The sequence below is a fragment of the Rhizobium sp. BK602 genome, assembly GCF_014195095.1.
Lineage (GTDB): Bacteria > Pseudomonadota > Alphaproteobacteria > Rhizobiales > Rhizobiaceae > Rhizobium.
The window spans coordinates 691,807-718,360 of sequence record NZ_JACIBC010000002.1 but is presented as its reverse complement, the minus strand read 5'-3'; the positions used below and the strand labels follow the sequence as shown (position 1 = coordinate 718,360).

Annotated in this window: 23 protein-coding genes and 1 tRNA gene; 7 read left to right on the top strand and 17 right to left on the bottom strand. The window is 61.1% G+C overall.

The features are described from left to right. Window positions 1–6 precede the first annotated feature (6 nt). The 10 genes from recO to rpoZ all read right to left on the bottom strand — a co-directional run bounded on the left by recO (window position 7) and on the right by rpoZ (window position 8,770). Window positions 7–786, bottom strand: a complete 780-nt coding sequence (gene recO, locus FHX11_RS09050; protein ID WP_184357152.1) for a DNA repair protein RecO — start codon at window positions 784–786, stop codon at window positions 7–9. 58 nt (window positions 787–844) lie between these two features. Then, on the bottom strand, window positions 845–1,219 hold the full coding sequence (locus FHX11_RS09045) for a response regulator (RefSeq protein WP_184357150.1): 375 nt from the start codon (window positions 1,217–1,219) through the stop codon (window positions 845–847). Window positions 1,220–1,908: 689 nt separating this feature from the next. After that, entirely contained in the window at window positions 1,909–2,853 is a 945-nt protein-coding gene (gene era, locus FHX11_RS09040) for a GTPase Era (protein WP_184357148.1), read from the bottom strand. A gap of 8 nt (window positions 2,854–2,861) precedes the next feature. Further along, complete coding sequence (gene rnc / locus FHX11_RS09035; protein ID WP_184357146.1) at window positions 2,862–3,581, bottom strand: ribonuclease III; 720 nt, start codon at window positions 3,579–3,581, stop codon at window positions 2,862–2,864. Beyond that, complete coding sequence (lepB, locus tag FHX11_RS09030) at window positions 3,578–4,324, bottom strand: signal peptidase I (protein ID WP_184357143.1); 747 nt, start codon at window positions 4,322–4,324, stop codon at window positions 3,578–3,580. Before lepB ends, rnc begins: the two co-directional genes overlap by 4 nt. A 115-nt stretch (window positions 4,325–4,439) precedes the next feature. Next, window positions 4,440–4,844, bottom strand: a complete 405-nt coding sequence (gene acpS / locus FHX11_RS09025) for a holo-ACP synthase (protein ID WP_184357141.1) — start codon at window positions 4,842–4,844, stop codon at window positions 4,440–4,442. A gap of 36 nt (window positions 4,845–4,880) precedes the next feature. Next, window positions 4,881–5,468 carry a DUF2062 domain-containing protein gene (locus tag FHX11_RS09020; RefSeq protein ID WP_184357139.1) on the bottom strand — a complete coding sequence of 196 codons (588 nt, stop codon included), beginning with the start codon at window positions 5,466–5,468 and terminating at the stop codon, window positions 4,881–4,883. 223 nt (window positions 5,469–5,691) lie between these two features. Continuing rightward, window positions 5,692–5,841, bottom strand: coding sequence for a DUF3563 family protein (locus FHX11_RS09015; protein ID WP_184357137.1), 150 nt, complete (start codon window positions 5,839–5,841; stop codon window positions 5,692–5,694). A gap of 191 nt (window positions 5,842–6,032) precedes the next feature. Continuing rightward, window positions 6,033–8,264 (bottom strand): bifunctional (p)ppGpp synthetase/guanosine-3',5'-bis(diphosphate) 3'-pyrophosphohydrolase, encoded by a 2,232-nt coding sequence (locus FHX11_RS09010; protein ID WP_184357135.1) that lies wholly within the window; start codon window positions 8,262–8,264, stop codon window positions 6,033–6,035. A 101-nt stretch (window positions 8,265–8,365) separates the two neighbouring features. Beyond that, complete coding sequence (gene rpoZ, locus FHX11_RS09005; protein WP_184357133.1) at window positions 8,366–8,770, bottom strand: DNA-directed RNA polymerase subunit omega; 405 nt, start codon at window positions 8,768–8,770, stop codon at window positions 8,366–8,368. Window positions 8,771–9,079: 309 nt separating this feature from the next. Here rpoZ and FHX11_RS09000 point away from each other — a divergent pair, with 309 nt between their 5' ends. Then, window positions 9,080–9,661, top strand: a complete 582-nt coding sequence (locus FHX11_RS09000; RefSeq protein WP_184357130.1) for an NYN domain-containing protein — start codon at window positions 9,080–9,082, stop codon at window positions 9,659–9,661. A 249-nt stretch (window positions 9,662–9,910) separates the two neighbouring features. Here the strand turns inward: FHX11_RS09000 and smpB are convergent, their stop codons facing one another. Next, window positions 9,911–10,390 (bottom strand): SsrA-binding protein SmpB, encoded by a 480-nt coding sequence (smpB, locus tag FHX11_RS08995; RefSeq protein WP_184357128.1) that lies wholly within the window; start codon window positions 10,388–10,390, stop codon window positions 9,911–9,913. Between the two features lie 133 nt (window positions 10,391–10,523). Next, on the bottom strand, window positions 10,524–11,408 hold the full coding sequence (gene dapA / locus FHX11_RS08990; RefSeq protein WP_184357126.1) for a 4-hydroxy-tetrahydrodipicolinate synthase: 885 nt from the start codon (window positions 11,406–11,408) through the stop codon (window positions 10,524–10,526). 217 nt (window positions 11,409–11,625) lie between these two features. Between dapA and FHX11_RS08985 the strand changes: the two genes are divergently transcribed. Next, window positions 11,626–13,680: a lytic transglycosylase domain-containing protein gene (locus FHX11_RS08985; RefSeq protein ID WP_184357124.1), complete on the top strand. Its 2,055-nt coding sequence runs from the start codon at window positions 11,626–11,628 to the stop codon at window positions 13,678–13,680. Between the two features lie 80 nt (window positions 13,681–13,760). Beyond that, window positions 13,761–14,651: an alpha/beta hydrolase gene (locus tag FHX11_RS08980; RefSeq protein WP_184357122.1), complete on the top strand. Its 891-nt coding sequence runs from the start codon at window positions 13,761–13,763 to the stop codon at window positions 14,649–14,651. A 132-nt stretch (window positions 14,652–14,783) separates the two neighbouring features. Here FHX11_RS08980 and FHX11_RS08975 read toward each other — a convergent pair whose 3' ends face one another. Continuing rightward, on the bottom strand, window positions 14,784–15,851 hold the full coding sequence (locus tag FHX11_RS08975; RefSeq protein WP_184357120.1) for a porin: 1,068 nt from the start codon (window positions 15,849–15,851) through the stop codon (window positions 14,784–14,786). Window positions 15,852–16,432: 581 nt separating this feature from the next. Continuing rightward, window positions 16,433–17,494 (bottom strand): porin, encoded by a 1,062-nt coding sequence (locus FHX11_RS08970; RefSeq protein WP_184357118.1) that lies wholly within the window; start codon window positions 17,492–17,494, stop codon window positions 16,433–16,435. 691 nt (window positions 17,495–18,185) lie between these two features. On the opposite strand from FHX11_RS08970, the gene arsC reads away from it, so the two are divergent. Further along, window positions 18,186–18,611 carry an arsenate reductase (glutaredoxin) gene (arsC, locus tag FHX11_RS08965; RefSeq protein WP_184357116.1) on the top strand — a complete coding sequence of 142 codons (426 nt, stop codon included), beginning with the start codon at window positions 18,186–18,188 and terminating at the stop codon, window positions 18,609–18,611. A 76-nt stretch (window positions 18,612–18,687) separates the two neighbouring features. On the opposite strand, the gene FHX11_RS08960 is transcribed toward arsC, so the two are convergent. From FHX11_RS08960 to FHX11_RS08950, 3 genes are all read right to left on the bottom strand, one after another. After that, window positions 18,688–18,777 (bottom strand) — tRNA-Ser (locus FHX11_RS08960). Between the two features lie 132 nt (window positions 18,778–18,909). Further along, window positions 18,910–20,127, bottom strand: coding sequence for an FAD-dependent oxidoreductase (locus FHX11_RS08955; protein WP_184357113.1), 1,218 nt, complete (start codon window positions 20,125–20,127; stop codon window positions 18,910–18,912). Window positions 20,128–20,269: 142 nt separating this feature from the next. Continuing rightward, window positions 20,270–21,388 carry a Gfo/Idh/MocA family oxidoreductase gene (locus tag FHX11_RS08950; RefSeq protein ID WP_184357112.1) on the bottom strand — a complete coding sequence of 373 codons (1,119 nt, stop codon included), beginning with the start codon at window positions 21,386–21,388 and terminating at the stop codon, window positions 20,270–20,272. Between the two features lie 235 nt (window positions 21,389–21,623). On the opposite strand from FHX11_RS08950, the gene FHX11_RS08945 reads away from it, so the two are divergent. The 3 genes from FHX11_RS08945 (at window position 21,624) to iolD (ending at window position 26,492) form a co-directional block, all read left to right on the top strand. Further along, window positions 21,624–22,499: a MurR/RpiR family transcriptional regulator gene (locus FHX11_RS08945; RefSeq protein ID WP_184357110.1), complete on the top strand. Its 876-nt coding sequence runs from the start codon at window positions 21,624–21,626 to the stop codon at window positions 22,497–22,499. 183 nt (window positions 22,500–22,682) lie between these two features. After that, window positions 22,683–24,617 carry a 5-dehydro-2-deoxygluconokinase gene (gene iolC / locus FHX11_RS08940; protein ID WP_184357108.1) on the top strand — a complete coding sequence of 645 codons (1,935 nt, stop codon included), beginning with the start codon at window positions 22,683–22,685 and terminating at the stop codon, window positions 24,615–24,617. Window positions 24,618–24,641: 24 nt separating this feature from the next. After that, window positions 24,642–26,492 (top strand): 3D-(3,5/4)-trihydroxycyclohexane-1,2-dione acylhydrolase (decyclizing), encoded by a 1,851-nt coding sequence (iolD, locus tag FHX11_RS08935; protein ID WP_184357106.1) that lies wholly within the window; start codon window positions 24,642–24,644, stop codon window positions 26,490–26,492. Window positions 26,493–26,554: the final 62 nt, after the last annotated feature.

Sequence of the window (26,554 nt, the reverse complement as noted above, 5' to 3'; positions counted from 1 at the left end):
CGGCTTTCAGCGCTTGGCGGCAAGCGCGGTCGGTTGTTCCGTCTCGTGCGGCAGAGCCGCCTTCATCGCCTTCAAGGCCGCCTGGATGAAACCGTCGCGCGCCGCGGCGATCTCGATGCCGCGCGGCTCGTAGACGTGGCGGTGCAGGAAGAAGCCGGTCAGGCGGAAGGCATCGGCGAGGCTTTCGCCATCCGCCGCAACGACGGCCCCGGTGGCGAGGAAGGGTGGCAGCGCCAGCATCTTGTCGGCCCAGGGCTGGCCCGCCGCGCGGCAGACGGCCCGTCCGCTCTTCGGCGACACGAAAGCCAGATCCTCATGTACGCCAGTCGCGGCGCATTCGGTGAGGTCGAGGCCGTAGCCGAGATCGTTGAGCACGGCCAGTTCGAAACGAACGAAAAGCTCGCCCGCATCCATGGGATTCTGCAGGTTTTCGAGGATAACGTCGAGCGCATCATAAAGATGCGGATGCGGATCGCGCTCGGGCAGCAGGCGCAGGAGTGCGCCCATGGCCTGCACGCCATAGACGGCCGTCGCCGTCTCCATCAGCCGCGCCGCCCGCAGCCGCACCGGCTCCATGCGGAATTCACCGAGATGCTCGTGCAGGCGCGCGCGCCATGTCACCTCGACCAGATTGCCCGCCTGCAGCACCGGCTGCATGGCGCGCGAGCGTCCGGAACGCACCAGCCCCATGTGCCGGCCGCGGGCACGCGTCATCACCTCGGCGACGACGCTGGTCTCGCCGAGGCGCTTGACGCCCAAGATGATCGCATGGTCCTGCCACTGCATCGGCCGGTTTGTCCCGCAGGTTGTCGTGATTCGAGTTTAGGACAAACCGCGGGCGCTGTCACATGTCGGACGATCCGCCCGAGGCCGACAGCTTGTCGACGAAAATCCGCATGGCCGCCTCGTCGAAAGGCTTGTTCAGGAGCGGCACATGCCGCAGGTCCGGCGGGAAATCGAGCGTATCGGAATAGCCGCTGACGAAGCCGAAGGGGATACCGCGCTCGACCAGCAAGCGGGCAAAGCCGAAACTCATCGACTCCCCCAGATTCACATCCAGCATCGCAAAATCATAGTGATCCGTATGAACGGCGTTGACCGCCTGTTCCAGGTTCGAGGCGATCTCCACCTCCTCGACACCGACAAGGCGAAGAATCTCCTCCGCCTCCATGGCAATGATCAGATTGTCTTCCAGAATGAGCGCGCGCTGAACCGTCATATCAGCGCCACCCCCGCATACGCGCGCCTTGCGGCGGCGTGCCCCGTAAAAAGTTCCACATCTATTCCCTCCGGTGCCAATCATCGGCCCGTGTTGAATGGATGGCATGCCCCCATCCGTGCTGGCTCAGTCTCTTGTGACATGACCTTGCCACAACCCGCTTCGCACTTTTCGTACCGCGGTACTATGGGCTCGCCCTCATGCTCCAATCGCTTTTGCCGCCGCGGTTAGTAAAAGGTGAAACTGGTCGAAAAGTGACGAGAATTGTAGTTCATGCTGATACACTTGCTCCTGTCATTAAAAAAAGACATGAGCGGCCTGTGTCAATATCGGACGCCGGGTGAGAGGCATTGACCCGAATCAGGTCCATTCAACCGGAACGGGCGCGGGAACTTTTCGCATTCGGCACAGGGCGACACATATCGCGCCTTCAGCTCGATAGACGTTCCGAAAACGTTTTCAGGACTTTATACGCGGGAGTTGGGAAGAGGCTGCACGGAGCGTGCAAAAGATCGCTCCAATGGGCGGGCAAGGTTTGCCGTCAGGAATGGCAACCGCCGATACTCTAATGACCGAGCAAAAAAAGATGGAGAAATCAACAGGTTCCGCAGCCATTCAGGCCGCGCTGATGCGCGCGGCCCACTAGATGACGGTTACGGTAGAGAGCACCTGCTGAATGCAGTAGTCCGTCAGCGCGGAAATTCCAGGCCCATTTCGCGGAAGCGCTCGGGATCGTCGCCCCAGTTCTCGCGCACCTTGACGAAGAGGAAGAGATGCACAGGCTGCTCGAGAATTTCGGACAGCTCCTTGCGCGACGCGGTCGAGATCGCCTTGATCGTCTCGCCCGATTTACCGAGGGCGATCTTCTTCTGGCTTTCGCGCTCGACATAGATCACCTGCTCGATGCGAACCGAGCCGTCCTTGCGCTCTTCCCATTTTTCCGTCTCGACATGCGAGGAATAGGGAAGCTCCTGATGCAGGCGCAGGAACAGCTTTTCGCGGGTGATTTCGGCGGCGAGCTGGCGCATCGGCAGATCGGAGATCTGGTCTTCCGGATAATACCACGGGCCCTCGGGCAGGGTCTTCGCCAGATAATCCATGACATCGTCGCAGCCGGAGCCGTTTTCGGCGGAGATCATGAAGGTCTGGTCGAAGGCGATCTTCTCGTTGGCGGCGGCGGCCAGCGCCAGCAGGTCCTCGCGGCGGACGCGGTCGATCTTGTTGAGCACCAGGATCTTCGGCTGGGAGACGTCCTTCAGCCCTTCGAGAATGGCCTCGGCATCGCCGCGCAAACCCCGCTCGCTGTCGATCAGCAGCATGATCAGATCGGCATCCTTAGCCCCGCCCCAGGCCGAGGTCACCATGGCGCGGTCGAGGCGGCGGCGCGGCTTGAAGATGCCGGGCGTGTCCATGAAGACGATCTGCGCATTGTCGTGGATGGCGATGCCACGCACGATGGCGCGCGTCGTCTGCACCTTGTGGCTGACGATCGACACCTTGGCGCCAACGAGCCGGTTGACGAGCGTCGACTTGCCCGCATTGGTCGGGCCGATAAGGGCCACGAAGCCCGAATGCGTCGGACCATTGTTTTCAGCCGCACCTTCGCCGGCAGCCGTGTCTTCCTGATTGGTCATTTTTTCCGTCATTTCTGAGCCGACTGCGGCTGCCATATGCCTTCGCGCTCCAATATCCGCGTCGCGGCCACCTGCTCGGCGGCGCGCTTGGAGCGTTCTATACCGGTCTCGGGCGCTGTTCCCGCCACTTCCACCGTCACCGTGAAGCGGGGATCATGATCCGGTCCGCTACGGTCATCAACCCTATAAACAGGCGTCACGCCAAATTTCGCGTGTGCCCATTCCTGCAATTCCGTCTTGGCATCGCGCCTTGCGCCGTCTGGCCGGACAGCGCGGCCCTCCCAATAGCGCAGGATGAACTTGCGCGCCACTTCGAGGCCGCCGTCGAGATAGAGCGCCGCAATCAGGCTCTCGACGACATCGGCGCGCACGTTCAGCATGCGCTTGCCGGTCAATTTCTTCACATCGGCACCGGTGCGGATGAAGAGATGCAGTTGCATCTCGTCGGCAACGGCGGCGCAGGTCTCGGCGCTGACCAGCTGGTTCAGACGCACGGAAAGCTCGCCCTCGGTCGCCGAGCCGAAGGTGCGGAACAGAAGCTCGGCGATGCACAGGCCGAGAACCCGGTCGCCGAGAAATTCCAGCCGCTCGTAGTTTCCGGCCTTGTGCGTACGGGCGCTGGCATGCGTCAGTGCCCAGTCGAGGCGCTCCTTCTCGGCGAATTCATGGCCAATCGCGGCTTCGAGCCTGGCACGATCCGCCGGCGAGAGCGTCTGCGCCTTCGTCATTCGACAACCTTGAAGAGGCGGTCCCAACGCATGTTGGTCGGCCATTTCCAGATCTCGCGGAACGACGTGTCGTGGCCGAGCGAGAAGAAGATCACGCTGGCGCGGCCGATCAGGTTCTCGAAAGGCACGTAGCCGACGTCGAAACGACTGTCGTCGGAATTGTCGCGGTTGTCGCCCATCATGAAGTAGTGATCCGCGGGAACGACATATTCCTGGGTATTGTCGCCACGGGATGTCGGCGAGAGATCCAGCGTATCGAAGACCTTGCCGGTATCGGGCAGGCGTTCGCTATAGACGGGGATGCTGTCGCCCGGCTCCTGGCTGTAATCCGAGGCGAAGGTGCCATGCGGCTCGCGCGGGACGGCCTGGCCATTGATGTAGAGAATGTCGTTCTTCACCTGGATGCGGTCGCCCGGCAGGCCGATGACGCGCTTGATGTAGTCGACGTCCGGGTTCGGCGGGAAGCGGAACACCACGACGTCGCCCCGCTTCGGCGCGCTGCCGAAAATCCGGCCGCTGAAAAGATCCGGCGAGAAAGGCAGCGAATACTTGGAGTAACCATAGGCGAACTTGTTGACGAAGATATAGTCTCCGACAAGAAGCGTCGGCATCATCGAGCCGGACGGAATGGTGAATGGCTGGAACAGCACCGTGCGGATGATCATAGCAAGGAGCAGAGCCTGCACGATAACCTTGATGTTCTCCCAGAGGGCGTTCTGCTGTTTTTCGGCTTTCTCGGACACGCAGTCTTATTCCTTTTTCGCACCCCACCGGCGCACTTCACATTCAGGCACTCTGTACCCGCTTCATACCACGGCGGCAATGGCGCCGGTATCAAAAGCGACATGCGGCTGTCATTCAGTCCGCGATCGGCAAGGCCTCGATAATCACAAAGGCTTGAGCGAGCGGAAAATCATCGGTTATCGTCAAATGAATGACGGGGCGGTGATTTTCCGGCAGCATGGCTGCCAGCCTCCTGGCCGCACCACCCGTCAGCTGCATGGTCGGCTTGCCGCTCGGCAGGTTGACGACGCCCATGTCACGCCAGAAGACACCCTGGGCCAGACCGGTGCCGAGCGCCTTCGAACAGGCCTCCTTGGCGGCGAAGCGCTTGGCATAGGAGGCGGCCTTGTTCTTGCGGCCTTCGGATTTGACCCGCTCGATATCGGTGAAACAGCGCTCGGTGAAGCGCGCGCCGAAACGCTCGATCGATTTTTCGACACGGCGGATGTCGATGAGGTCGCTACCGATCCCGATGATCATGAGAGGGCCCTCCAGCCGGCCGTCGCGATGGCGCGTTCAGACGCCCGATGCGTTTTCGGCGAGCGACAAGCGTTCGCGGGCGCGTTCCATCAGCCGCTCCTTGCGCCGGGCCTTGAAGCTCTTCACCCCGTAATAGGTCAGGGCATAGACGATGATGCCGGTGACGATCGCCGGCGGAATGCCGCCGATCAGCATCGGCTTCAGCACCGGGTCCCAGATCTGCAGCAGATCGCCCTTATGCCACAGGGCCGGCAGATCGACGCTTTCGCCCTGGCCGCCGCTGTCGCGGGCCAGGATCAGATGACCGATTTCCCAGGTGAGACCCCAGATGAAGGGATAGGTGATTGGATTGCCGGCGGCAAGGCAGCCGAGCGCGGAGGCAATCACGTTGCCACCGATCAGATAGGCTATGACGATCGCCATGATGAAGTGCACGCCGATGAAGGGTGTCCAGGACACCATGATCCCGGCGGCGAAGCCGGCGGCCACCGAATGCGGCGAGGCGGCAAGGCGTACCAACCGCTTTCCAAAATATTGGAACGAGCGGACAAAGCCCTTGCGGGGCCAAAGATGCTCCCGCAGCTTTTCCTTGAACGTCAGTGGTTTTCGGCGTCGAAATAACATGCGGCTTATCTAGTGCACGGAAGGCCGTCATGACAAGAGCGGCGAGGCGTATGACGCGCGATTGTGCGGCTGCGTTGCCTGGGCTCTCAAGGGCGCGGCGTGCTCGCATGGCACAGGACCGGCCTCGTCTTTACTTCCGGAGCATAGTATCCGCCGCTGGCGGGATGCTCCAAGGGCGCAGCAAACGTCACGCCCCTACCCATTTCGAAAGTATTGTCAGCGATTAACGCTGGCGGAACAAGCCACGATCGACCTGACGCTGACGATATTCAAGGTCAAAACGGTCGTGCGAACCATTCAGGTAAGCCATTTCGCGTTCTTCAACACTCGGAACACGCAGGGCGCGGGTGATTTTCTTGATAGGACCAAACATTGTCTTCTCTCATCTCTGTTTCGTTTCTTCGATGATCAGAAGATAGGCCTTGCAAAGGTTAATTACCACCGCTCTAAAATTGACGCAGCCATGCGCATATCGCATACCTAGGCAAGAGGGCGGCAGATTTTGGTCATAAAATGATCACAAAATATGCAGCCCAGCCGGATCAGGGCCACCATCAGGGCTAATTATTCGTAAAGCCGCTTCACGGTGGCGATGCAGTCGAGTTCCTTGAGCTGAACCAGAAGCTGGTTGAGCTGGCGCAGATCCCAGACTTCGACATCCAGCGCCATCTCCGTGAAGTCGGCGGCAACGCGCACCGTGTTGAGGATACGGATATTGACGTCGATGTCGGCCACGGTCTGCGCGACCTTGGCAAGCGTCCCCGGCTCGTTCAGCGCATTGATGAGGATGCGGGCGCCGAAGCGGGACTTGTTGGCTTCGTCCAGATCCCAGCGCACATCGATCCAGCGTTCCGGCTGATCGTCGAAACGCTGCAGCACCGGCGACTGGATAGGATAGATGGTGATGCCCTTGCCTTTTTCCATGATCCCGACGATGCGGTCGCCGGGAACGGCGCCGGTCGGCGCGAAATGCACCTCGACATCGGCGGCGAGACCGCGGATCGGCAAGGCGTCGGCACCCTCGACGCTGGCGGCGAGATCGGCCTTGGTCTTGCCGGGGATCTTGAAGATCATGCCCGACGCGCTGCGGACGTTGAACCAGCCCTCGTCGCCTGCCGGCTTGACGGTGACGCGCTCGTCCTGATGATCGGGATAGACGGCGCGCAGCACGTCGAGGGACGACATCTCCCCTCGCCCGACGGCGGCGATGGCATCCTCGACGTCCTTCTGGCCGAGGCGATGCAGCGCCGGCTTCAGCGCCTCGCGCGAAAAGACCTTGCCGGCGCGCTCGAAGGTGCGTTCGAGAATGCGGTGGCCGAGGCCGGCATATTGCTTGCGGATGGCGAGACGCGTGGCGCGGCGGATGGCGGCGCGCGCCTTGCCCGTCACGACGATCTCCTCCCAGGCGGCCGGGGGCACCTGCACGCCGGAGCGGATGATCTCCACCTCGTCGCCATTGTTCAGGCGCGTCACCAGCGGCATGATCCGGCCGTTGATCTTGGCGCCGACCGTGGTATCGCCGATGTTCGTGTGAACGGCATAGGCGAAATCGATCGGCGTGGCGCCGCGCGGAAGCGCAATCAGCTTGCCCTTCGGCGTGAAGCAGAAGACCTGGTCCTGGAACAGCTCCAGCTTGGTATGTTCGAGGAATTCCTCGGGGCTGTCGCCTTCCGCCAGCGCCTCGATGGTGTGACGCAGCCAGGAATAGGCGTTGCTTTCGCGCGACAGCAGCTCGCCATCGCCGTTGGCGCTCGTATTCGTGCCGTCCTTATAGAGCGCATGCGCGGCGATGCCGAATTCGGCGATCTCATGCATGCGCTTGGTGCGGATCTGCAGCTCGATGCGCTGGCTGGATGGGCCGACGATGGTCGTGTGCAGCGAGCGGTAGTCATTCTGCTTCGGCGTGGAGATGTAATCCTTGAAGCGGCCGGGCACGACGCGCCAGCGCGTGTGTACGATGCCGAGCGCGCGATAGCAGGAGGGAATGTCGTCGACGAGCAGGCGGAAGCCGTAGACATCCGACAGCTGCTCGAAGGACAGCGACTTCGACTGCATCTTGCGGAAGACCGAATAGGGCTTCTTCTGCCGCCCCTTGACCATCGCATTGGCAAGGCCATTGGCGACCAGCAGGTCGCGCAACTCGGTCTCGATCTTCTTCACCAGGCCTTCATTACGCCGCGACAGCTCCTGGAGACGCTTGGTGACCGTGTCATGCGCCTCGGGATTGATATGGCGGAAGGAAAGCTCCTCAAGCTCCTCGCGCATGTCCTGCATACCCATGCGACCGGCAAGCGGCGCATAGATTTCCATCGTTTCCTCGGAAATGCGGGCACGCTTTTCCGGCGACATGTGGTCGAGCGTGCGCATATTGTGCAGGCGATCGGCCAGCTTGACGAGGAGGACGCGGACATCGTCGGAAATGGCCAGCAGCAGCTTGCGCAGGTTTTCGGCCTGCTTCGCCTTCTTGGTGACGAGATCGAGCTTCTTGATCTTGGTCAACCCCTCGACCAGGCGGCCGATATCCTCGCCGAACAATTCGTCGATTTCGGCGCGCGTCGCGGTCGTATCCTCGATCGTGTCATGCAGCAGGGCGACGGCGATCGTCGATTCATCCAGGCGCATGTCGGTCAGGATGGCGGCGACTTCGAGAGGATGGGAGATGTAGGGATCGCCGCTGGCGCGCTTTTGCTGCCCATGTTTCTGCATCGCGTAGACATAGGCCTTGTTGAGCAGAGCTTCATTGGCATCGGGCTTGTACTTCTGCACGCGCTCGACAAGCTCGTATTGCCGCATCATTCCCAAGCTACTCCCGCAAAAACAAAAGCGCGCCAGTCAATACGACCGGCGCACGCATCAAGTCATCATATCGCTCCTGAATGGAGCATCAAGATCGGCGATCAGTAATCGTCGCTTTTTTCCGGCGGAACAAGGCCTTCGATACCGGCCAGAAGCTCTTCTTCCGACATCTGGTCGAAGGTGACGGCTTCCGGAGCATCTTCTTCCTCGTCGCCGGAGGCAGCTGCACTGGCGCCGGCGGCCAGCAGGCTTGCCGGATCGGGCTCGGGCTCGTCGACTTCGACATGCTTCTGCAGCGAATGGATCAGATCTTCCTTCAGATCGTCGGGAGACAGCGTCTCGTCGGCGATTTCGCGCAGGGCAACCACCGGGTTCTTGTCGTTATCGCGGTCGATGGTGATCGAGGAACCCTGCGAAATCAGGCGCGCGCGATGGCTGGCGAGCAATACGAGCTCGAACCGGTTCTCTACTTTATCAATGCAATCTTCTACTGTGACACGGGCCATTGCCTGTCCTTTACGGTCGTGATTTCGTCATCATGTCTCGGAGTAGCACGCCGATACAAGCAAACGAAGGCAAATTCAAGTTTTTCCTGCTCCGGCCCTCCCAATCCCTCCACAATCCGCTAAAATTCAATAGACAAATCATGGATTCTACTTAAAATTGCTTGGAATATCGCGAAACGTGCCCTACATCTCGGTTATATGAATAATTCATAAAGTAATGCGAATTATTCGCCGGCGTCAAGCAAGGCGTTGTTTTGACTAGATTTTGCGTACAATGATTGCGTTTTGATAACAGTGGATATGTAAGCGATGTTCGACCCACGCGAAAAAATTGCACTTTTCATAGACGGCGCCAATCTCTACGCCGCATCCAAGAGCCTTGGTTTCGATATCGACTATCGCAAGCTGCTGAAGGCCTTTCAGAAGCGTGGATATCTGCTGCGTGCCTATTACTATACGGCCCTCATCGAGGATCAGGAGTACTCCTCGATCCGTCCGCTGATCGATTGGCTCGACTATAACGGCTACAAGGTCATCACCAAGCCGGCCAAGGAATTCACCGACTCCATGGGGCGCCGCAAGATCAAGGGCAACATGGATATCGAGCTGGCGATCGACGCGATGGAACAGTCGGAAACGGTCGATCACCTGGTGATCTTCTCCGGCGACGGCGACTTCACCACCCTGGTGGAAGCGCTGCAGCGCCGCGGCCGTAAGGTGTCGGTCATCTCCACCATGGCCACCCAGCCGCCGATGATCGCCGACGACCTTCGCCGCCAGGCCGACCATTTCATCGACCTCGTGTCGCTGAAGGCGGAAATCGGCCGCGACCCCTCCGACCGCCCGCAACGCCCGGTCGAGACGGCGCCGGCGGTAGAGGTCGACGAGTAATCACGGGGTGCGGCGGACTCGTTCAGCGTTTGCCGCACACCCGGCCCTTCGCTTTGGCATCCTGAACCCGCCGAAGGGGCGTTCGTCGCTGCGTTTAATTCATAATGGTGGTGATCGTCCGCAAGCTGTTGCGTATCCGAGTTTGCCGTAACAGCCGGCCCTTCGCTTTCGGCTCAGGGCGTTCGTCGCTGCAATCGATTCACTGGATCGATTGCTCGGGCTTTGCCCGACCGCTCCTCACCCTCACTCTCACCCATTGTCCTTGAGAATCCGGCTCTTCTGCCGGTTCCAGTCGCGTTCCTTCTCGGATTCGCGCTTGTCGTGGATCTTCTTACCCTTGGCGAGCGCCAGCTCGAGCTTGGCGCGGCCGCTATCGTTGAAATAGATTTTCAACGGGATGAGCGTCATGCCTTCGCGGTTGACGGCGGAGCGCAGCCGGCCGATCTCGCGGCCCGAAAGCAACAGCTTGCGGCGGCGGCGCGGCTCGTGATTGAAGCGGTTCGCCTGCAGATATTCCGGCAGGTAGGAGTTGATCAGCCAGATCTCGCCGTCCTCGTCGGAAGCGTAGGATTCGGCGATATTGGCCTTGCCCTCGCGCAGCGATTTGACCTCCGTGCCCTTCAGCACGAGGCCGGCCTCGTAGGTATCGATGATCTCATAATTGAAGCGGGCCTTGCGGTTCTCCGCGACAACCTTCTTCACCACGCGTTGGCTGCCTTTGGGTGCCATGGTTCTTCTTCTTTTTCGTGCGTCATTTCCGGCAGCGGCCATCGGCGCGCCAAGGTTCCTGCCCCCTAAATAAGCGAGACCGCCCTCCTTGTGAAGAGAGCGGCCTCGAATAGGACTGCCTTGCGTATCGGCGTCAGTTCAACAGGCCGGCATGGCGCATCGCGGCATCGATGGCCGCTTCCGTGCCCGGCTCCAGCGTCGAGAGCAGCGGCGAGCGAACATTGCGGCTCATGCGGCCAAGACGGGAGAGGCCGTACTTGGCGCCGCAAAGGCCGGGCTCCAGGAAGATCGCCTTATGCAGGGGCATCAGCCGGTCCTGATAGGCGAGCGCCTTGGCATAGTCGCCGGCGAGTGTGGCGGCCTGAAACTCCGCGCAAAGGCGCGGCGCCACATTGGCGGTGACCGAGATGCAGCCGACGCCGCCATGGGCGTTGAAGCCGAGCGCCGTCGCGTCCTCGCCGGACAGCTGACGGAAGTCGCTGCCGCAGGTGATCCGCTGCTCGGAAACCCGTTCGATCTTGCCGGTGGCGTCCTTGACGCCGACGATGTTGCCATAGGCCTTGGCGAGCGCCCCCATGGTCTCCGGCGTCATATCGACAACCGAACGGCCGGGGATGTTGTAGATGTAGATCGGCAGCTTCACCGCTTCGGCGATCGCCGAGAAATGCGCGTAAAGCCCCTTCTGCGTCGGCTTGTTATAGTAAGGGGTAACGACCAGAACGGCATCGGCGCCCACCTTTTCGGCGTGCTGGGCAAGCTCGATCGCCTCGCGGGTATTGTTGGAGCCGGCGCCGGCCATGACCGGAACGCGCTTGTTCGCTACCTCGATGGAGAGCTCGACGACGCGCTTATGCTCCTCGTGCGACAGGGTCGGCGATTCACCCGTGGTGCCAACGGGAACAAGCCCGCTGCTGCCCTCTTTGATCTGCCAATCGACATGGGAAGCGAAGGACGCTTCATCCACCTTGCCAGCATCGGTAAAGGGCGTAACGAGAGCGGGAATGGACCCCTGGAACATGCAAGTCTCCTCGCGGCGCGCTTCCACGCTTCAGCCGCAATCCATGGTTATGAATCCGCGCACCATAAAGCGCCAGCGTGACGCCGACAAGCACGCTTTCGCTGGTGAAGGACAGTTTCCGATATCATAATTGATTGAAATTCGGACCAGCGCTAAGGTTTCGTTAATGTAAATTTCGGCAAATGGAGGGGACCTGTTTTTTGTTGTGAGTAGCCGGATGAAAAGACCTCTCGTGATCCTGACGGCTGTAGGCGTGGCGGTCGCGTGGGGTAGTTTTGCGTCACAACTTCCCACTGAACAGACGCCGACAGCAAGGGCGACCGACGTGGCAATGACCACGACGGACCCGCTGAGCACGGGCTCGATCCCTCGTGGCTCCGCAATCGCTCCTCTCAGCGGCGACCTCAAGGCCGGTCTCGACGCCCTCTCCAGCAAGAACCCGATGCAGGCGCTCGCCATTCGCAACGGCATGAACCAGGGCACGCTCGACCGACATATCCTGACCTGGGCGATCGCCACATCCGGCCAGCCCGGCGTTCCCTCCGGCGAAATCGCCGCGGCGGCGCGCGAGCTTGTCAGCTGGCCGGGCCTCGGCAGCCTGCGCGCCAATTCCGAGCGGGCACTCTATACCGAAAATCCGCCGGCCGATCAGGTGCTTGCCGCCTTCGGCAATACGCAGCCGGAAACGCCGGAAGGCAGCGTGATCCTGTCGCGGGCGCTGATGTCGCGCGGCGCATCCGCACAAGCCGCCAAGCTCATCCGCAAGATCTGGCGCAACGAGGCGCTGGACAAATCCTTCGAGGACAAGATCCTCGCCGAATTCGCCGGCCTGCTGTCGCCCGCCGACCACAAGGCGCGCATGGATTATCTGCTCTATCGCGACCGCACCGCGCAGGCCAAGCGCTTCGGCGATCTCGGCAAGGCGCAATCGCTCTACAAGGCCTGGGCGGCGGTCAACAACCGCTCGGCCAATGCGGGAACCCTGCTCGCCACCATCGATGCACAATGGCGAAAGGACCCCGCCTATCTCTTCATGCGGATCGAGAATCTGCGCCGCCAGGACAAATATGACGACGCCGCCAGCCTGCTGACGCAGATGCCGCGCGACCGCGCGAGCCTCGTCAATGCCGGCGCATGGTGGAACGAACAGCGCATCGTCAGCCGCGGCCTGGTGGATCAGGGCAACTTCAAGGCCGCCTATCGCGTCGTCGATGTCAGCGCGGCGGAAAGCCCGCAGGATGTCGGCGAGGCGGAATTCCATGCCGGCTGGTACGCGCTGCGCGGACTGCAGGACGGCGCGGCCGCCGCCACGCATTTCCGCAAGATCCTGCAAGTGTCGAACGGCCCGATCTCGCTGTCGCGCGCCTGGTACTGGCTCGGCCGCTCCGCCGAAGCCGGCGGCCCCGGCGAGGCGGCCGAGTTCTATGCCAAGGCAGCCTCCTATCCGAGCACATTCTATGGCCAGCTCGCCGCCGAAAAACTCGGCCGGCGGATGCTGAACGTCGCCTATCCCGCGCCGACCACCGAAGATCGGCAGCGCTTCCAGACGCTGGAGGCCGTTCAGGCCATCACGCGGCTGGAGGCAGCCGGCCATGGCTGGCGCGCCGACGCGCTCTATCGGGCGCTCGCCAAGCAATTGCAGAGCCCCGGTGAAATCGCGCTGCTGGCGGCGCGCGCCGAGCGTTCAGGCAATCACCAGCTTTCGCTGCAGGTCGGCAAGATCGCCTACGGCCGCGGCATCGATGTCGCCGCACTCGCTTTCCCGATCGGCGTCATTCCGGACAACGCCAATATTTCCGGCTCCGGCAAGGCGCTCGCCTATGCGATCGCCCGGCAGGAAAGCGCCTTCAATCCGGCGGCGGTCTCCTCGGCCAATGCGCGCGGCCTGCTGCAGCTTCTGCCGAAGACGGCCAAGGCCGTGGCCGGCCGTCACGGCATGGCCTATTCCGACGCCAAGCTGACGCAGGATGCCGGCTACAACGCCACTCTCGGCGCCCATTATCTCGGTGAACAGATCGATGCCTTCGGCGGCTCCTATATCCTGACCTTCATCGCCTATAATGCCGGTCCGAACAAAGTGCCGGAATGGATCAGCCGCTATGGCGATCCGCGCGGCAAGTCGATCGACGACGTCGTCGACTGGATCGAGCGCATCCCCTTCCCCGAAACGCGCAACTACGTCCAGCGCGTCATGGAGAATTATCAGGTCTATAAGGCGCGCCTCGGCCAGAAGAGCGATATCGAGCGCGATCTGATCTACGGCCGCGGCTAAGTTCACCATCCGCAAGCCCGATTGTCCGAAACGGCAAAATGGCGTTACATCCCCGATGAAGATCCGTGAGGGGAGCATCCATGAGCAGCGACGACGAAAGCGGCTTCCTAGCCAGAACCATCTCCACGCCGGACGGTCTGATACTTTATATCCGCGACTATGGCGGCAGATCATTGGGCGCGGACTTGCCGCCCGTCATCTGCCTGCCGGGGCTCACCCGCAATTCGCGGGACTTCCATCAATTGGCGCTGCTGCTGTCGGGCGATCCGATCGCGCCGCGTCGCGTGCTGACGCTCGATTCGCGCGGACGCGGCCTGTCGGCCTGGGATGACGACAAGAGCCATTACAATCTGGCGATCGAGGCTCAGGATGTGCTCGCCATGTGCGCCGCGCTCGGACTATCCGAGGCCGTCTTCATCGGCACATCCCGTGGCGGCCTCATCCTGCATCTGCTGGCTGCCATTCGCCCCGAGATTCTGAAGGCGGTTATTCTCAATGATATCGGGCCTGTTCTGGAAAAGGAGGGGCTCGTCGCCATCCGCGACTATCTGAACCGCGACAGGCGGCCGGCGGATTGGCGCGAGGCTGTGAACATCCTGCGCGAAAACCACGGCCACGCCTTCACGGCTCTTACGCAGGAAGACTGGGACGACATGGCGCGGGCGATCTATACCGTGAGAGACGGGACGATGGTGGCCGATTACGATCCGGCCATAGCCGTACAAATGCAGGCACTCGACCTCGAGGCGCCGATCCCGGATCTCTGGCCGCAATTCGAGGCATTCCGAGACATCCCGCTGATGGTGATTCGTGGGGAGAATTCAACGCTGCTGGCGACGGCCACCACCGGCGAAATGGCGAGGCGTCATCCCGGCATGACGATAAAGACCGCCATCGGGCAAGGACATGCGCCGATCCTCCACCTCGGGGATATCCCGGCTGCCATCAAGGATTTTCTCGCATCGACCTGATGCCTGCGCATGCCCGCATGGCGGCGAACTCAGGGCAAAACAGAAATGGCCCGGTTGGGAAAACCGGGCCAGTCCCTTCTGATCGGAGGTCAGATCAGAATATGAGCTATGTCAAATCCGGTTCGAGCCGAATTAGAAGGTGCGCTGGAAGCGGACGATACCAGCCCAGGTGTCCTTGTTGACGGCGTCATAGTTCACGTAGGTCAGTTCCGGCTCGATCAGCAGGTCCTTGACCGGGTTGAACTTGACGTTCGTCGTCGCAGCGAAGGTCTTCAGGTCGTCGTAGGAAAGCTGCAGGTTCCACTTCAGCTTGTCGTTGACCGGAACGCCAACGCCACCCCAGACAGCCCAGTCGCCCCAACCGAGGCCAGCACCGCCGGCACCGGCATACTTGTTGAGCTTGTCGCCATCCGTGTTCCAGCCGCCCATAACGAAAGCGGTGAGAACGCCGAAGTCGGCATCGACGCGAGCCTTGACGGCGCCTTCTTCAACGATGGAGTCGTAACCGCCTACAACGCGGAACTGCCATGCGCCGGCCTTGTAGCCCGCACCGGCAACAACGTCCGGAGCATAGTGGTCGGAGCTGTCTTCGCCGTTGGCACCGGTTGCGCCCGTGCCGGAATTGGAATCTTCCAGCGAGATGACGGCCGTGAAGCCATTGCCGGCATCATACTTGTAGGTGATCTGGTTCAGTTCGTCGGTGCCATTGATACCGTACTCGATCACGTCGTCGTTGATGACGTCGCCGGCATAGCCGAGGAAGGTCGAATACTGCGAATCAGCCTTACCGACGAGGAAACCACCGAGGCTGATGTTGGCCCAGAGGAGCTTCGTCGTCGTCGAGTTGCCGTCGTTCCAGTCCCAACGAACAACAGTGTTGGTCTTCAGCGGACCGTATTCGGTGTCGGTCGCGGTGTCGAGGGAGAGTTCAGCGCGGGTATGCCAATAGGTACCGCGAGCACCTGCGTCCTGGCCAGCCTTGTAGGCGTTGTACCAGCCGCCTTCCGTACGAACGCGGCCACCGATCTTGAGGCAGGTTTCGGTGCCCGGGATGAAGAAGTAGCCGGCGCCATAGGCGTCGCAGATGCGAACATATTCCAGCGGCTCGGGCTCGGCAGCGACGATGGCATCGGCTGCATGAGCACCGGAAACTGCTGCCAGCGCAGCAGCGGAGCCGAGAAGAAGGCTCTTGATGTTCATAGTAACTCCAGTTCTAATATAAATTAGGCATAAGAAATCGCGCCGAAAAACGACGTGCCCCTACCCCACCTTGTTTCAAAGTTGACCCCTGATCTGGGAGAAGCGGAACTAATAAGCCCCGCTTCCGATTCTGAACCTACAGATCAGATTTTTCAGAGCAATATCCGAGACAAACTATACGCGTATGTGACGCCGGTTTCGAATTTCGCGTTGCACAAAAATCACGTCGTAAAATTGTCACATGAACAACAAGTTCAATCGTAAACTTTACTCAATCCCGCCCGCATAAAAGCAATGCATCATAAAGGCTGCATTTCTCGACGAATATCTAAAGCGCATCGCGATCTTTCAGATTCGCTCCTTGCGCTTCAGGTCTTTGATGTCGCGCATGCCGTGCTCGCAAAACCGCTCGCTGCACAGTTTTGCGCGACATGCTCCAATTCATGAATTGCAGATATCTATGCGTTTGCCGTCGAACGCCAGAGACGAACGATTCTATCGGAAACGCAAAAAGCCCGGCTCGAAAGCCGGGCTTTTCGTCACTTTCGTGATCAATCGGATATGACCGAAGTCAGACCAGATTAGAAAGAACGCTCAAAGCGGAGGATACCAGCCCACTGGTCTTCGTTGATCGAATCCCAGTTGGTGTAGGAAACTTCCGGCTCGATGAGCAGGTTCTTAACCGGGTTCCACTTGACGTTCGTGGTCGCGGCGAAGATCTTCGAGTCGGTGTAGGCGAGCTGCAGGTTCCACTTCAGCTTTTCGTTGATCGGAACGCCAACGCCGCCCCAAACTGCCCAATCGCCCCAGCCGATGTCAGCAGCGTCACCGCCACCGTTCGAGCCAGCGTACTTGTTCAGCTTGTCGCCGTCCGTGTTCCAGCCACCCATCAAGAAGGCCGAGAATGCGCCGAAGTCAGCGTCGACGCGAGCCTTGATAGCGCCTTCTTCAACGATCGAGTCGTAACCGCCAACGACCTTGAAGCCGAAGTTGCCAGCCTTGTAGCCAACACCGACGACAGCGTCCGGAGCGTAGTGGTTGTGGCTGTCTTCGCCGTTAACGCCCGTGGCGCCCGGACCGGAGTTGCTGTCTTCCAACGAAACTACAGCCGTGAAGCCGTTGCCGGCGTCGTAGTTGTAGGTGATCTGGTTGAGTTCGTACGGGCCGTCATAGACAACGTCGTCGTTGATGACGTCGCCGGCGTAACCGGTGAACTGGTTGAACTGGGAGTCCGTCTTACCAACGGTGAAGCCACCGAGGCTGATGTAAGCCCACAGCAGGTTGGTGCTGGTGGAGTTACCGTCATTCCAGTCCCAACGGATGATGGTTTCGGTCTTCAGCGGGCCGTACTCGGTGTCGGTCGCGGTGTTGACGTTCAACTCAGCGCGGGTGTGCCAGAGCGTACCCGTGGTGTGCTGCGGGTTGTATGCGTCGTACCACTGACCTTCCGTACGGACCTTACCACCGATCTTGAGGCAGGTTTCGGTGCCCGGAATGAAGAAGTAGCCAGCGCCGTATGCGTCGCAGATGCGGACGTATTCGAGCGGCTCCGGCTCAGCGGCAACAACAGCGTCAGCCGCGTGAGCACCGGAAACTGCTGCAAGCGCAGCAGCGGAGCCGAGAAGAAGGCTCTTGATGTTCATTATTGACCTCCAGTCAAAGTTTCAGTCGAGAATGAGAACTACCCGAAGGTATTCCCTGCCCCATCCTCGTGTTTCAAGAAGTGGACGATCAATCGCCCTCGCTTCCGAATTTGAAAATACAAGACGCGAACTGTCACGCAATCTACATCTTGTCGGAAAGGCGGTTTCGCATGAGCCTTCCGCAATTCCTGTTGCCGAAAGGACACAAGTCAGCAACGCGGGCGCCACATTTATTTAGGCTTTGTTAAGAAAATCCTTGATGTACGGATACTTACAGGCCGGCTTTGAAAAACGACATGGAGACGGAGCCGCCCGTAACCATGGCCGATCCAAGGCATATCCGTGGCCTTCACGACGCCGCCTTCGTCATTTCCGACATTTGCTCCCGCGGCGTCGGCAGCCCCGAACCAACATGGACACCGCCGACACCCGCGGAGCCGCAGCGGCATAGACGCGATTCTACGGCAATCGATTCGACGCGAAGCACATTCGCAGAGTATCCATCCGCGAGATTGCAACGGCATGACAGGGAATCGGCCTTGCCGGCTAGCGAGGCAACAACCGCGAAAGCCTCTGCGAGCAGCGGCCGTGCGATTCCATCTCGACGCCCATCCTGTCGCCCCATATCTTCATCTTATCGCAGCCCCCGAGGGCCTCCCGCCCCCGGACAGCCGCAACCGCGAGGTGGATCATGGACGTCATCATTTATCACAATCCAAATTGCGGCACTTCGCGCAATGCCCTGGCGCTGATCCGCAATGCCGGCATCGAGCCGCATGTCATCGAATATCTGAAAACGCCGCCGTCCCGCGCGATGCTTGTTCAGCTCATTGCGCGAATGGGAATTACCGCGCGCGATCTGCTGCGGGAAAAGGGGACGCCCTATGCCGAACTTGGCCTTGGTGATTCGAACCTGGCGGACGATCAGCTGCTCGACGCGATGCTGAACCATCCCATCCTGATCAACCGGCCGATCGTGGTGAGCCCGAAAGGCGTGAAGCTCTGCCGTCCATCCGAAGAGGTTCTCGATCTGCTACCGCCGCAGCTGGGTGAATTCTTCAAGGAAGATGGCGAGCGCATTGTGGACGAGCATGGCCGCCGCGTCGCGTCGGCGTGAAGCGGCATCTATGGCCGGATAGGCCCCATAATGCCGGCGTCCGAAACGTGGTCATTTTCATCGCTGTTTGGGAAAATGGCGGAGAAGATGGGATTCGAACCCACGATACCATTTCTGGTATACTCCCTTAGCAGGGGAGCGCCTTCGACCACTCGGCCACCTCTCCGGTGCGGCCCTGATAGGGCCATTCATTTGTCGACGCAAGTGCTTTTTCGCCTGCATCCAGGTTCTACCCGCATTCTGCTATGTACGCATGCACAGGGAGGAACCGGATCCGTCCGCTCACAGCCCCTCCATCCTAGGCGAGGAGCTGCTTGAGGTCCGCGGCGGGATCGGCCAGAACGGGCTTTGCCGGATTGATGCCGGTTTCCAATAGCTTCTTGCCGGTAACATAGGCCTTCGCGTCGTTGACGGCATCGACGGCAATGAAGCGGCCCTGCTTGAAATACCAGACGGACGCCGATCCTTCGCGGGCGCCGGGGCGCAGCAGGGTCTCGTCATAGCCGAGATTGAAGCCGGCGATCTGCAGCTTCACATCATACTGGTCCGACCAGAACCATGGTTTCGGATCATAGGGGACATCGCCACCGGCGATGATTCCTGCCGCTGCCTCAGCCTGGTCGACGGCATTCTGTACCGATTCGAGACGGATGCGGCTGCCGTTCCAGGGCAATTCGGCGCAATCGCCCACGGCAAAGACCGAGGGATCGGAGGTGCGGGCGAACGAATCGACGATGATGCCATTGCCGACCTCCAGCCCCGCCTCCTTGGCGAGACGGTCGTTCGGGGCGACGCCGATGCCGACGATGACGAAATCGACGTCGATCGTGGAGCCGTCGGACAATTCAGCGGCGACGACATGGCCGTTCCTGCCGATAAGCTGCTTCAGGCCGGTCTTCTCGCGGATGACCACATCGTGCTGCCGGTGGATCGCCCTGAAGATATCGGCGGTTTCCTTGGCCGCGACACGCTGGAGGATTCGGTCGGCCATCTCGATCAGCGTGACTTCGAGGCCGCGATGGCGTGCGACGGCCGCCGCTTCCAGACCAATATAGCCGCCGCCGATGATCAGCACGCGGCGACCGGCGCGCATTTCGCCGGCAAGCTGATCGGCATCGCGCTTGTCGCGAGCGAGATAGACGCCTTCGAGGGCCCCGCCCACGGCCGGCGGCAGGCGGCGCGGCGCGGCGCCGGTCGCCAGCGCCAGCGTCTCATAGGCCAGCGTCGAGCCGTCCTGCATGATGACTTGCCTGGCATCCCGATTGATCTGTTCGACCCAGGTCGACAGGCGAATCTCGACATTGTTGTCCGCGTACCATTGTTGCGGACGAAACAGCAGGCGATCGAAGGCCATTTCGCCGAGCAGGTATTTCTTGGTCAGCGGTGGCCGCTGATAGGGGAGGTTTTCTTCCGCGCCGACGATGGTGATCGGCCTGGAATCCCCGAGCGCCCGCAATTTGGCGGCAAGCGCGAAACCGGCCTGCCCGGCCCCGACAATGACCAATCTGCCCGTCACGATCCTCACTCCATTTTGTTATGGCTGCGCGCCATCCTGACATAGGGCGGCGCGCGCATGGATTTCAGGGGTAACGCCTACCTTTGCAAGCGTCAATTGCGACTGACCTTGCATCCAGGATCGGGCGGAAATGAGGGCGAGCTCAGGCCGGGATTTCGACCCAGCGACGTTCGTGGAAGGCCTGCGCCATGGCATGCACCGATTTCTCGATGCGTAAGCCGTCGGCGAAGGAGACGACGGAGGCCGCCTCGCCGGAAATGGCGCGGATCAGTTCGCGGCATTCGATGATCTTCAGGTCGTTGAAGCCAAGTCCGTGGCCCGGAGCGGGGATGAAGCGGTCGTAAGGCCCGTGGGCGGGTGCCGCCAGGATCTTGCGGAAGCCCTGTTCGGAGCCTCTGCCCGCTGCCTGATAGAGCTCGAACTCGTTCATGCGCTCCTGATCGTAGACGATGGAGCCCTTCGAACCGAAGATCTGCAGCGCGATCCGGCCCTTGCGGCCCCAGGCGGAACGATTCGCCATCAGCACGGCGGAAATGCCGCCGCCGAGACGCATCAGCACATTGGCGAGATCGTGATTCTCAACGGCACGCCGGCCGCCCTCCTTCAGGGGACGCTCGGCATAGGGCTTGCCCATATCGGTGATGACGGCCTCGACATGGCCGAACAGGAACCAGAGCAGCGACAGCGGATGCACGGCGAAATCGTCGAGCGCGCCATAGCCGGAGGCAAGCTCGCTTTTCCAGTAGAACAGGCCTTCGGGATCGGCCATGAAATCCTCGTCCATTTCGACGCGGATATGATTGACCTCGCCGATGGCGCCCTCGCCGATCAGCGCCTTGATATGCCGCATGATCGGATTCTGGATATAATTGTAGCCGAGGATGGCGACCTTGCCGGACGCCCTGGCTGCGCTCAGCATGCGTTCGGCGTCCGCATAGCCCGGCGCCATCGGCTTTTCGCACCAGACATGCTTGCCGGCCTCAAGCGCCGCGATCGCCATTTCCGGATGGAATTGATTGGGCGTGGTGACGGAGACGACATCGACGTCAGGATCGACGATCAGTTCGCGCCAGTCGGCGGTGGCCTTTTCGAAACCGAATTCGTCGCCGCGCTGTCTCGCCAGATCGGCATTGGCCTCGGCAAGATGCACGAGGCGCGGCCGCTCGACGTCACCGAAGACGGTCTTGACCGCATTCCATGCCAAAGCATGGCATTTGCCCATGTAACCGGTTCCGATCAACCCGACGCCCAACGGCTTCATATTCATTCCCTCCGTCAGCTTCCTCCTGAAGCGCGGCGCGATTTTTGGAATATTTGGACCGTTTTGACAAGCCGACTCATCGGGCCGCAATCATGCACCATCCACAAAAATTCAATTTATTTGTTTTTATTCAGATAGATAAAAATATTCGTGCCGAGAGTTTCAAAATCCGTTATCGTTCGAAATATGGAATATTTGTTTCATTGACGGGCGGAGCGCCTGGAAAGGCGGAGGGATGGACAACAGTATCGAAGCGCGAAACAAGGTGCCGCGGGATTTCGAAAGCCTGCGCAGCACCATCATCGAGCGCCGAGATTCCATGCCGAAGCGCCTGGCACAGGTCGCCGCCTTCGCATTGGGCAATCCAGATGAGATCGCCTTCGGCACGACGGCAAGCATTGCCGCGGCCGCCGACGTCCAGCCCTCGACGCTGGTGCGCCTTGCCCATCATCTCGGCTATGGCGGCTTTTCCGATCTGCAGAGCATCTTCCGCGAAAGACTTCGCGACCGGACGCTGAGCTATGAGGAGCGGCTGATCACGCTCGAGCAATCAGGCCTGAAGGACGAAGAGGCCGGCATTCTCTCCGGCTTTCTTTCAGCCGCCAGCCAATCGATCAACAAGCTCGCGGCCACTATCGAGACCGATAGTTTCGCCAAGGCCGTGGATGTGCTGGCCTCGGCCGAGACTATCTATCTCATCGCCAAACGGCGCTCCTATCCGCTGACGGCGCATCTGACCTATGCCTTCTCCAAGCTGAACATCCGTCACCAGATCGTCGCCTCGCCGAACGGGATCGATGGTGAAATCGCGCGGTTTGCAACGGAGAAGGATGCGGCGATTGCCGCCAGCTTCTCTCCCTACGCAGCCGAAAGCCTGATGCAGGCGCAGGATCTCGCCGCGCGCAACGTGCCGGTCATCGCCATCACCGATTCGGCCTTTTCGCCGCTCACCGCCTGCGCCACCCATTGGTTCGAGGTAGCCGAAGCCGATTTCGCCGGCTTTCGCTCGCTATCGGCATCGATGGCGCTGATCATGGCCTTCCCCGTCGCCATCGCTGAACGGCGGCGCACCGATAGCGTTGCAAAACCTCAGAAAACGAAAATGGAATAAATATTCCGAATTGACAAAATTTCGGAACCACTGTTTCATTGTAGCTATATTCGCGATCATGGGAGATGGCCGCGAAATCGACCACCGGCCGGACGAGACGAAGACGGAACGGCTTTATTAATGACGCGTGATCTCGAGGAAAACTGAGGGTTTACCGGGATCATGCCTGGACGGGAGGACATCATGGCACACGACAATCCTGGCGCTCGGCCGGAGACGGCACTCGATGTGATCACCATCGGCCGCTCCTCCGTCGACCTTTACGGTCAGCAGATCGGCTCGCGCCTGGAAGATATCGGCTCCTTCGCCAAATCGGTCGGCGGCTGCCCTGCCAATATCGCCATCGGCACGGCGCGGCTCGGCCTGAAATCCGGTCTCATCACCCGTGTCGGCAACGAGCAGATGGGCCGCTTCATCCGCGAGCAGACGGCGCGCGAAGGCGTTGATATCAAGGGGATCGCCACCGACAAGGAACGCCTGACGGCGCTGGTGCTGCTGGCGGTCGAGGCCGAAGGCGTCTCGCCGATGATCTTCTATCGTTCCGACTGCGCCGACATGGCGCTGGATGAAAACGACATCGACGAGGAGTTCATCAAGTCTTCCCGCGCCGTGCTGGTCTCCGGCACGCATTTCTCCAAGCCAAATACCGAGGCAGCACAGCGCAAGGCGATCCGCATCGCCAAGGCGAACGGCCGCAAGGTGATCTTCGATATCGACTACCGTCCCAACCTCTGGGGCCTCGCCGGCCATGCCGAGGGTTTCGAGCGTTATGTGAAGTCGGAGCGCGTTTCCGCCAAGATGAAGGAGACGCTGCCGGATTGCGACCTGATCGTCGGCACCGAAGAGGAGATCATGATCGGCTCGGGCGTCGACAACGTGCTCGGCGCGCTCAAGGAAATCCGCCGCCTTTCCCCGGCAACCATCGTGCTGAAGCGCGGCGCCATGGGCTGCATCGTCTATGACGGGCCGATCTCGGACGACCTCGAGGCCGGCATCGTCGGCGAAGGTTTCCCGATCGAAGTCTTCAACGTGCTCGGCGCCGGCGACGCCTTCATGTCCGGCTTCCTGCGCGGCTACCTGCGCGACGAACCGCTGAAGACCTGCGCCACCTGGGCGAATGCCTGCGGTGCCTTCGCGGTCTCGCGCCTGCTGTGCTCGCCGGAATATCCGACCTGGGCCGAACTCGACTTCTTCCTGAAGACGGGCAGCAAGCATCGGGCACTGCGCAAGGACGAGGCGATCAACCACATCCATTGGGCCTCGACCCGGCGCGGCGATATCCCGCTGTTGATGGCGCTCGCCATCGATCACCGTTCGCAGCTCGTCAGCGTCGCCGACGAACTCGGCGTCGGCCATGATCGTATCGTTGCCTTCAAGCGGCTGGCGGTCGAGGCGGCGGCACGGGTCGCCGACGGTCGCCGGGGCTACGGCATGCTGATCGACGAGCGTTTCGGCCGCGACGCCTTTTTCGACGCCGCGACCAAGGACTTCTCCTGGATCGGCCGCCCTGTGGAATTGCCCGGCTCCAAGCCGCTGAAATTCGAATTCAGCCAGGATATCGGCTCGCAGCTCGTCGAATGGCCGCTCAACCATTGCATCAAGTGCCTTTGCTTCTACCACCCGGACGATCCAAAGGAGCTGAAGGCAGAGCAGCAGGAGAAGCTGCGCACGCTGTTCGAAGCCGCTCGCAAGGTTGGCCGCGAGCTGCTGGTCGAAATCATCGCCAGCAAGAACGGCCCCTTGACCGACGACACGATCCCGACGGCGATGGAAGAGCTCTACGCGCTCGGCATCAAGCCGGACTGGTGGAAGCTGGAGCCGCAGGACTCCACGGCCGCCTGGAAAAAAATCGATGCCGTGATCGCCAAAAATGATCCATGGTGCCGCGGTATCGTGCTGCTCGGCCTGGAAGCGCCGGCGGAAGAACTGATCCGCAGCTTCGAGGCGACGCTGGCCGCACCGTCTGTCAAGGGCTTTGCCGTCGGGCGGACGATCTTTGCCGATGCGGCGCGCGCCTGGCTGTCGGGCGGCATGAACGACGAGGAAGCGATCGCCGACATGGCCGGCCGCTTCCGGCAATTGACGGATGCGTGGTTGAAAACCCGCAGCCCGCGATAATTAATAGCATTTGGGAGGCGCCCCATGGGCAAGACGATCCGATTGACGATGGCACAGGCCGTCACGCATTTCCTCAAGAAGCAGATGACCGTGATCGACGGCCGCAAGGTGCCGATCTTCGGCGGCGTCTGGGCGATCTTCGGCCATGGCAACGTCGCCGGCATCGGCGAGGCGCTCTATCAGGTGCGCGAGGAGCTGCCGACCTACCGCGCTCATAACGAACAGGGCATGGCGCATGCGGCCATCGCCTATGCCAAGGCGAGCTTCCGCCAGCGCTTCATGGCCTGCACGACCTCTATCGGTCCCGGCGCGCTGAACATGGTCACCGCCGCGGGCGTCGCGCATGTCAACCGCATTCCCGTCCTCTTCCTTCCCGGCGACGTCTTCGCCAACCGCGCGCCCGATCCGGTGCTGCAGCAGATCGAGGATTTCGGCGACGGCACCGTCTCCGCCAACGACGCTTTCCGTCCCGTCTCCCGCTATTTCGACCGCATCACCCGCCCCGAGCAGATCATCACGGCACTGAAACGCGCCATGCAGGTGCTGACCGATCCGCTCGATTGCGGCCCGGTGACGCTCTCGCTGTGCCAGGACGTGCAGGCGGAAGCCTATGACTATCCCGAAAGCTTCTTCGAGGAACGGGTCTGGACGCAGCGCCGCCCGCAGCCGGACGCCGATGAACTGGCCGAGGCGATTGCGCTCATCCGCAAGGCCGAGAAGCCGGTCATCATTGCAGGTGGCGGCGTGCTCTATTCGCGGGCGACCAAGGAACTGACTGAGTTTGCGGAAACGCACGGCGTGCCCGTCGTCGTCAGCCAGGCCGGCAAATCGGCCATTGACGAACGCCATCCGCTGGCGCTGGGCTCCGTCGGTGTGACGGGGACCTCGGCTGCGAACGCCATCGCTGAAGATACCGACCTGATCATCGCAGTCGGCACGCGCTGCCAGGACTTCACCACCGGCTCCTGGGCACTGTTCAAGAACGAGAAGCTTTCCATTCTCGGTCTCAACATCGCCGCCTACGACGCATCGAAGCATGACGGACGGCCGCTCGTTTGCGACGCGCGCGAAGGGTTGAAGGCGCTTTCGGCCGGGCTCGCCGGCTGGCGGGCACCGGCGGCACTCGCCGAGAAGGCGACGCGGGAAAAGCGGGTCTGGCTGGAGGCCGCCGCCAGGGCGATGGCAACCACCAATGCGGCGCTCCCCTCCGACGCCCAGGTGATCGGCGCCGTCACGCGCACCATCGGCGGCGAGAACAGCATCGCGCTTTGCGCCGCCGGCGGCCTGCCGGGCGAGCTGCACAAGCTCTGGCCGGCGACCGTGCCCGGCAGCTACCATATGGAATACGGCTTCTCCTGCATGGGCTACGAGATTGCCGGCGGCCTTGGCGCCAAGATGGCGCGACCGGACAAGGACGTCATCGTCATGGTCGGCGACGGCTCCTACATGATGCTGAATTCGGAACTGGCGACCTCGGTCATGCTCGGCCTGAAGCTCACCGTCGTCCTTTTGGACAACCGGGGCTACGGCTGCATCAACCGCCTGCAGATGGCGACCGGCGGCGCGAACTTCAACAATCTGCTCAAGGATTCGCGTTACGAGGTCATGCCGGACATCGACTTCCGCGCCCATGCCGAGAGCATGGGGGCCGTCGCAGTCAAGGTCGGCTCCATCGCCGAGCTGGAACAGGCGATCGAGGCCTCGAAGACGAATGATCGCACCTCCGTCATCGTCATCGACACCGATCCGCTGATCACCACCGACGAAGGCGGCCATTGGTGGGATGTCGCCGTGCCCGAGGTCAGCCCGCGCGAACAGGTCAACAAGGCCCGCGCGGCTTACGAAAAAGCCCGTGCCGCCCAGCGGATCGGCTGATCGATTTTCGTCCTATTTCTGGAGGAGCGTCGGCGCTCCTCCAAACAATGCCTTTAAGGAGA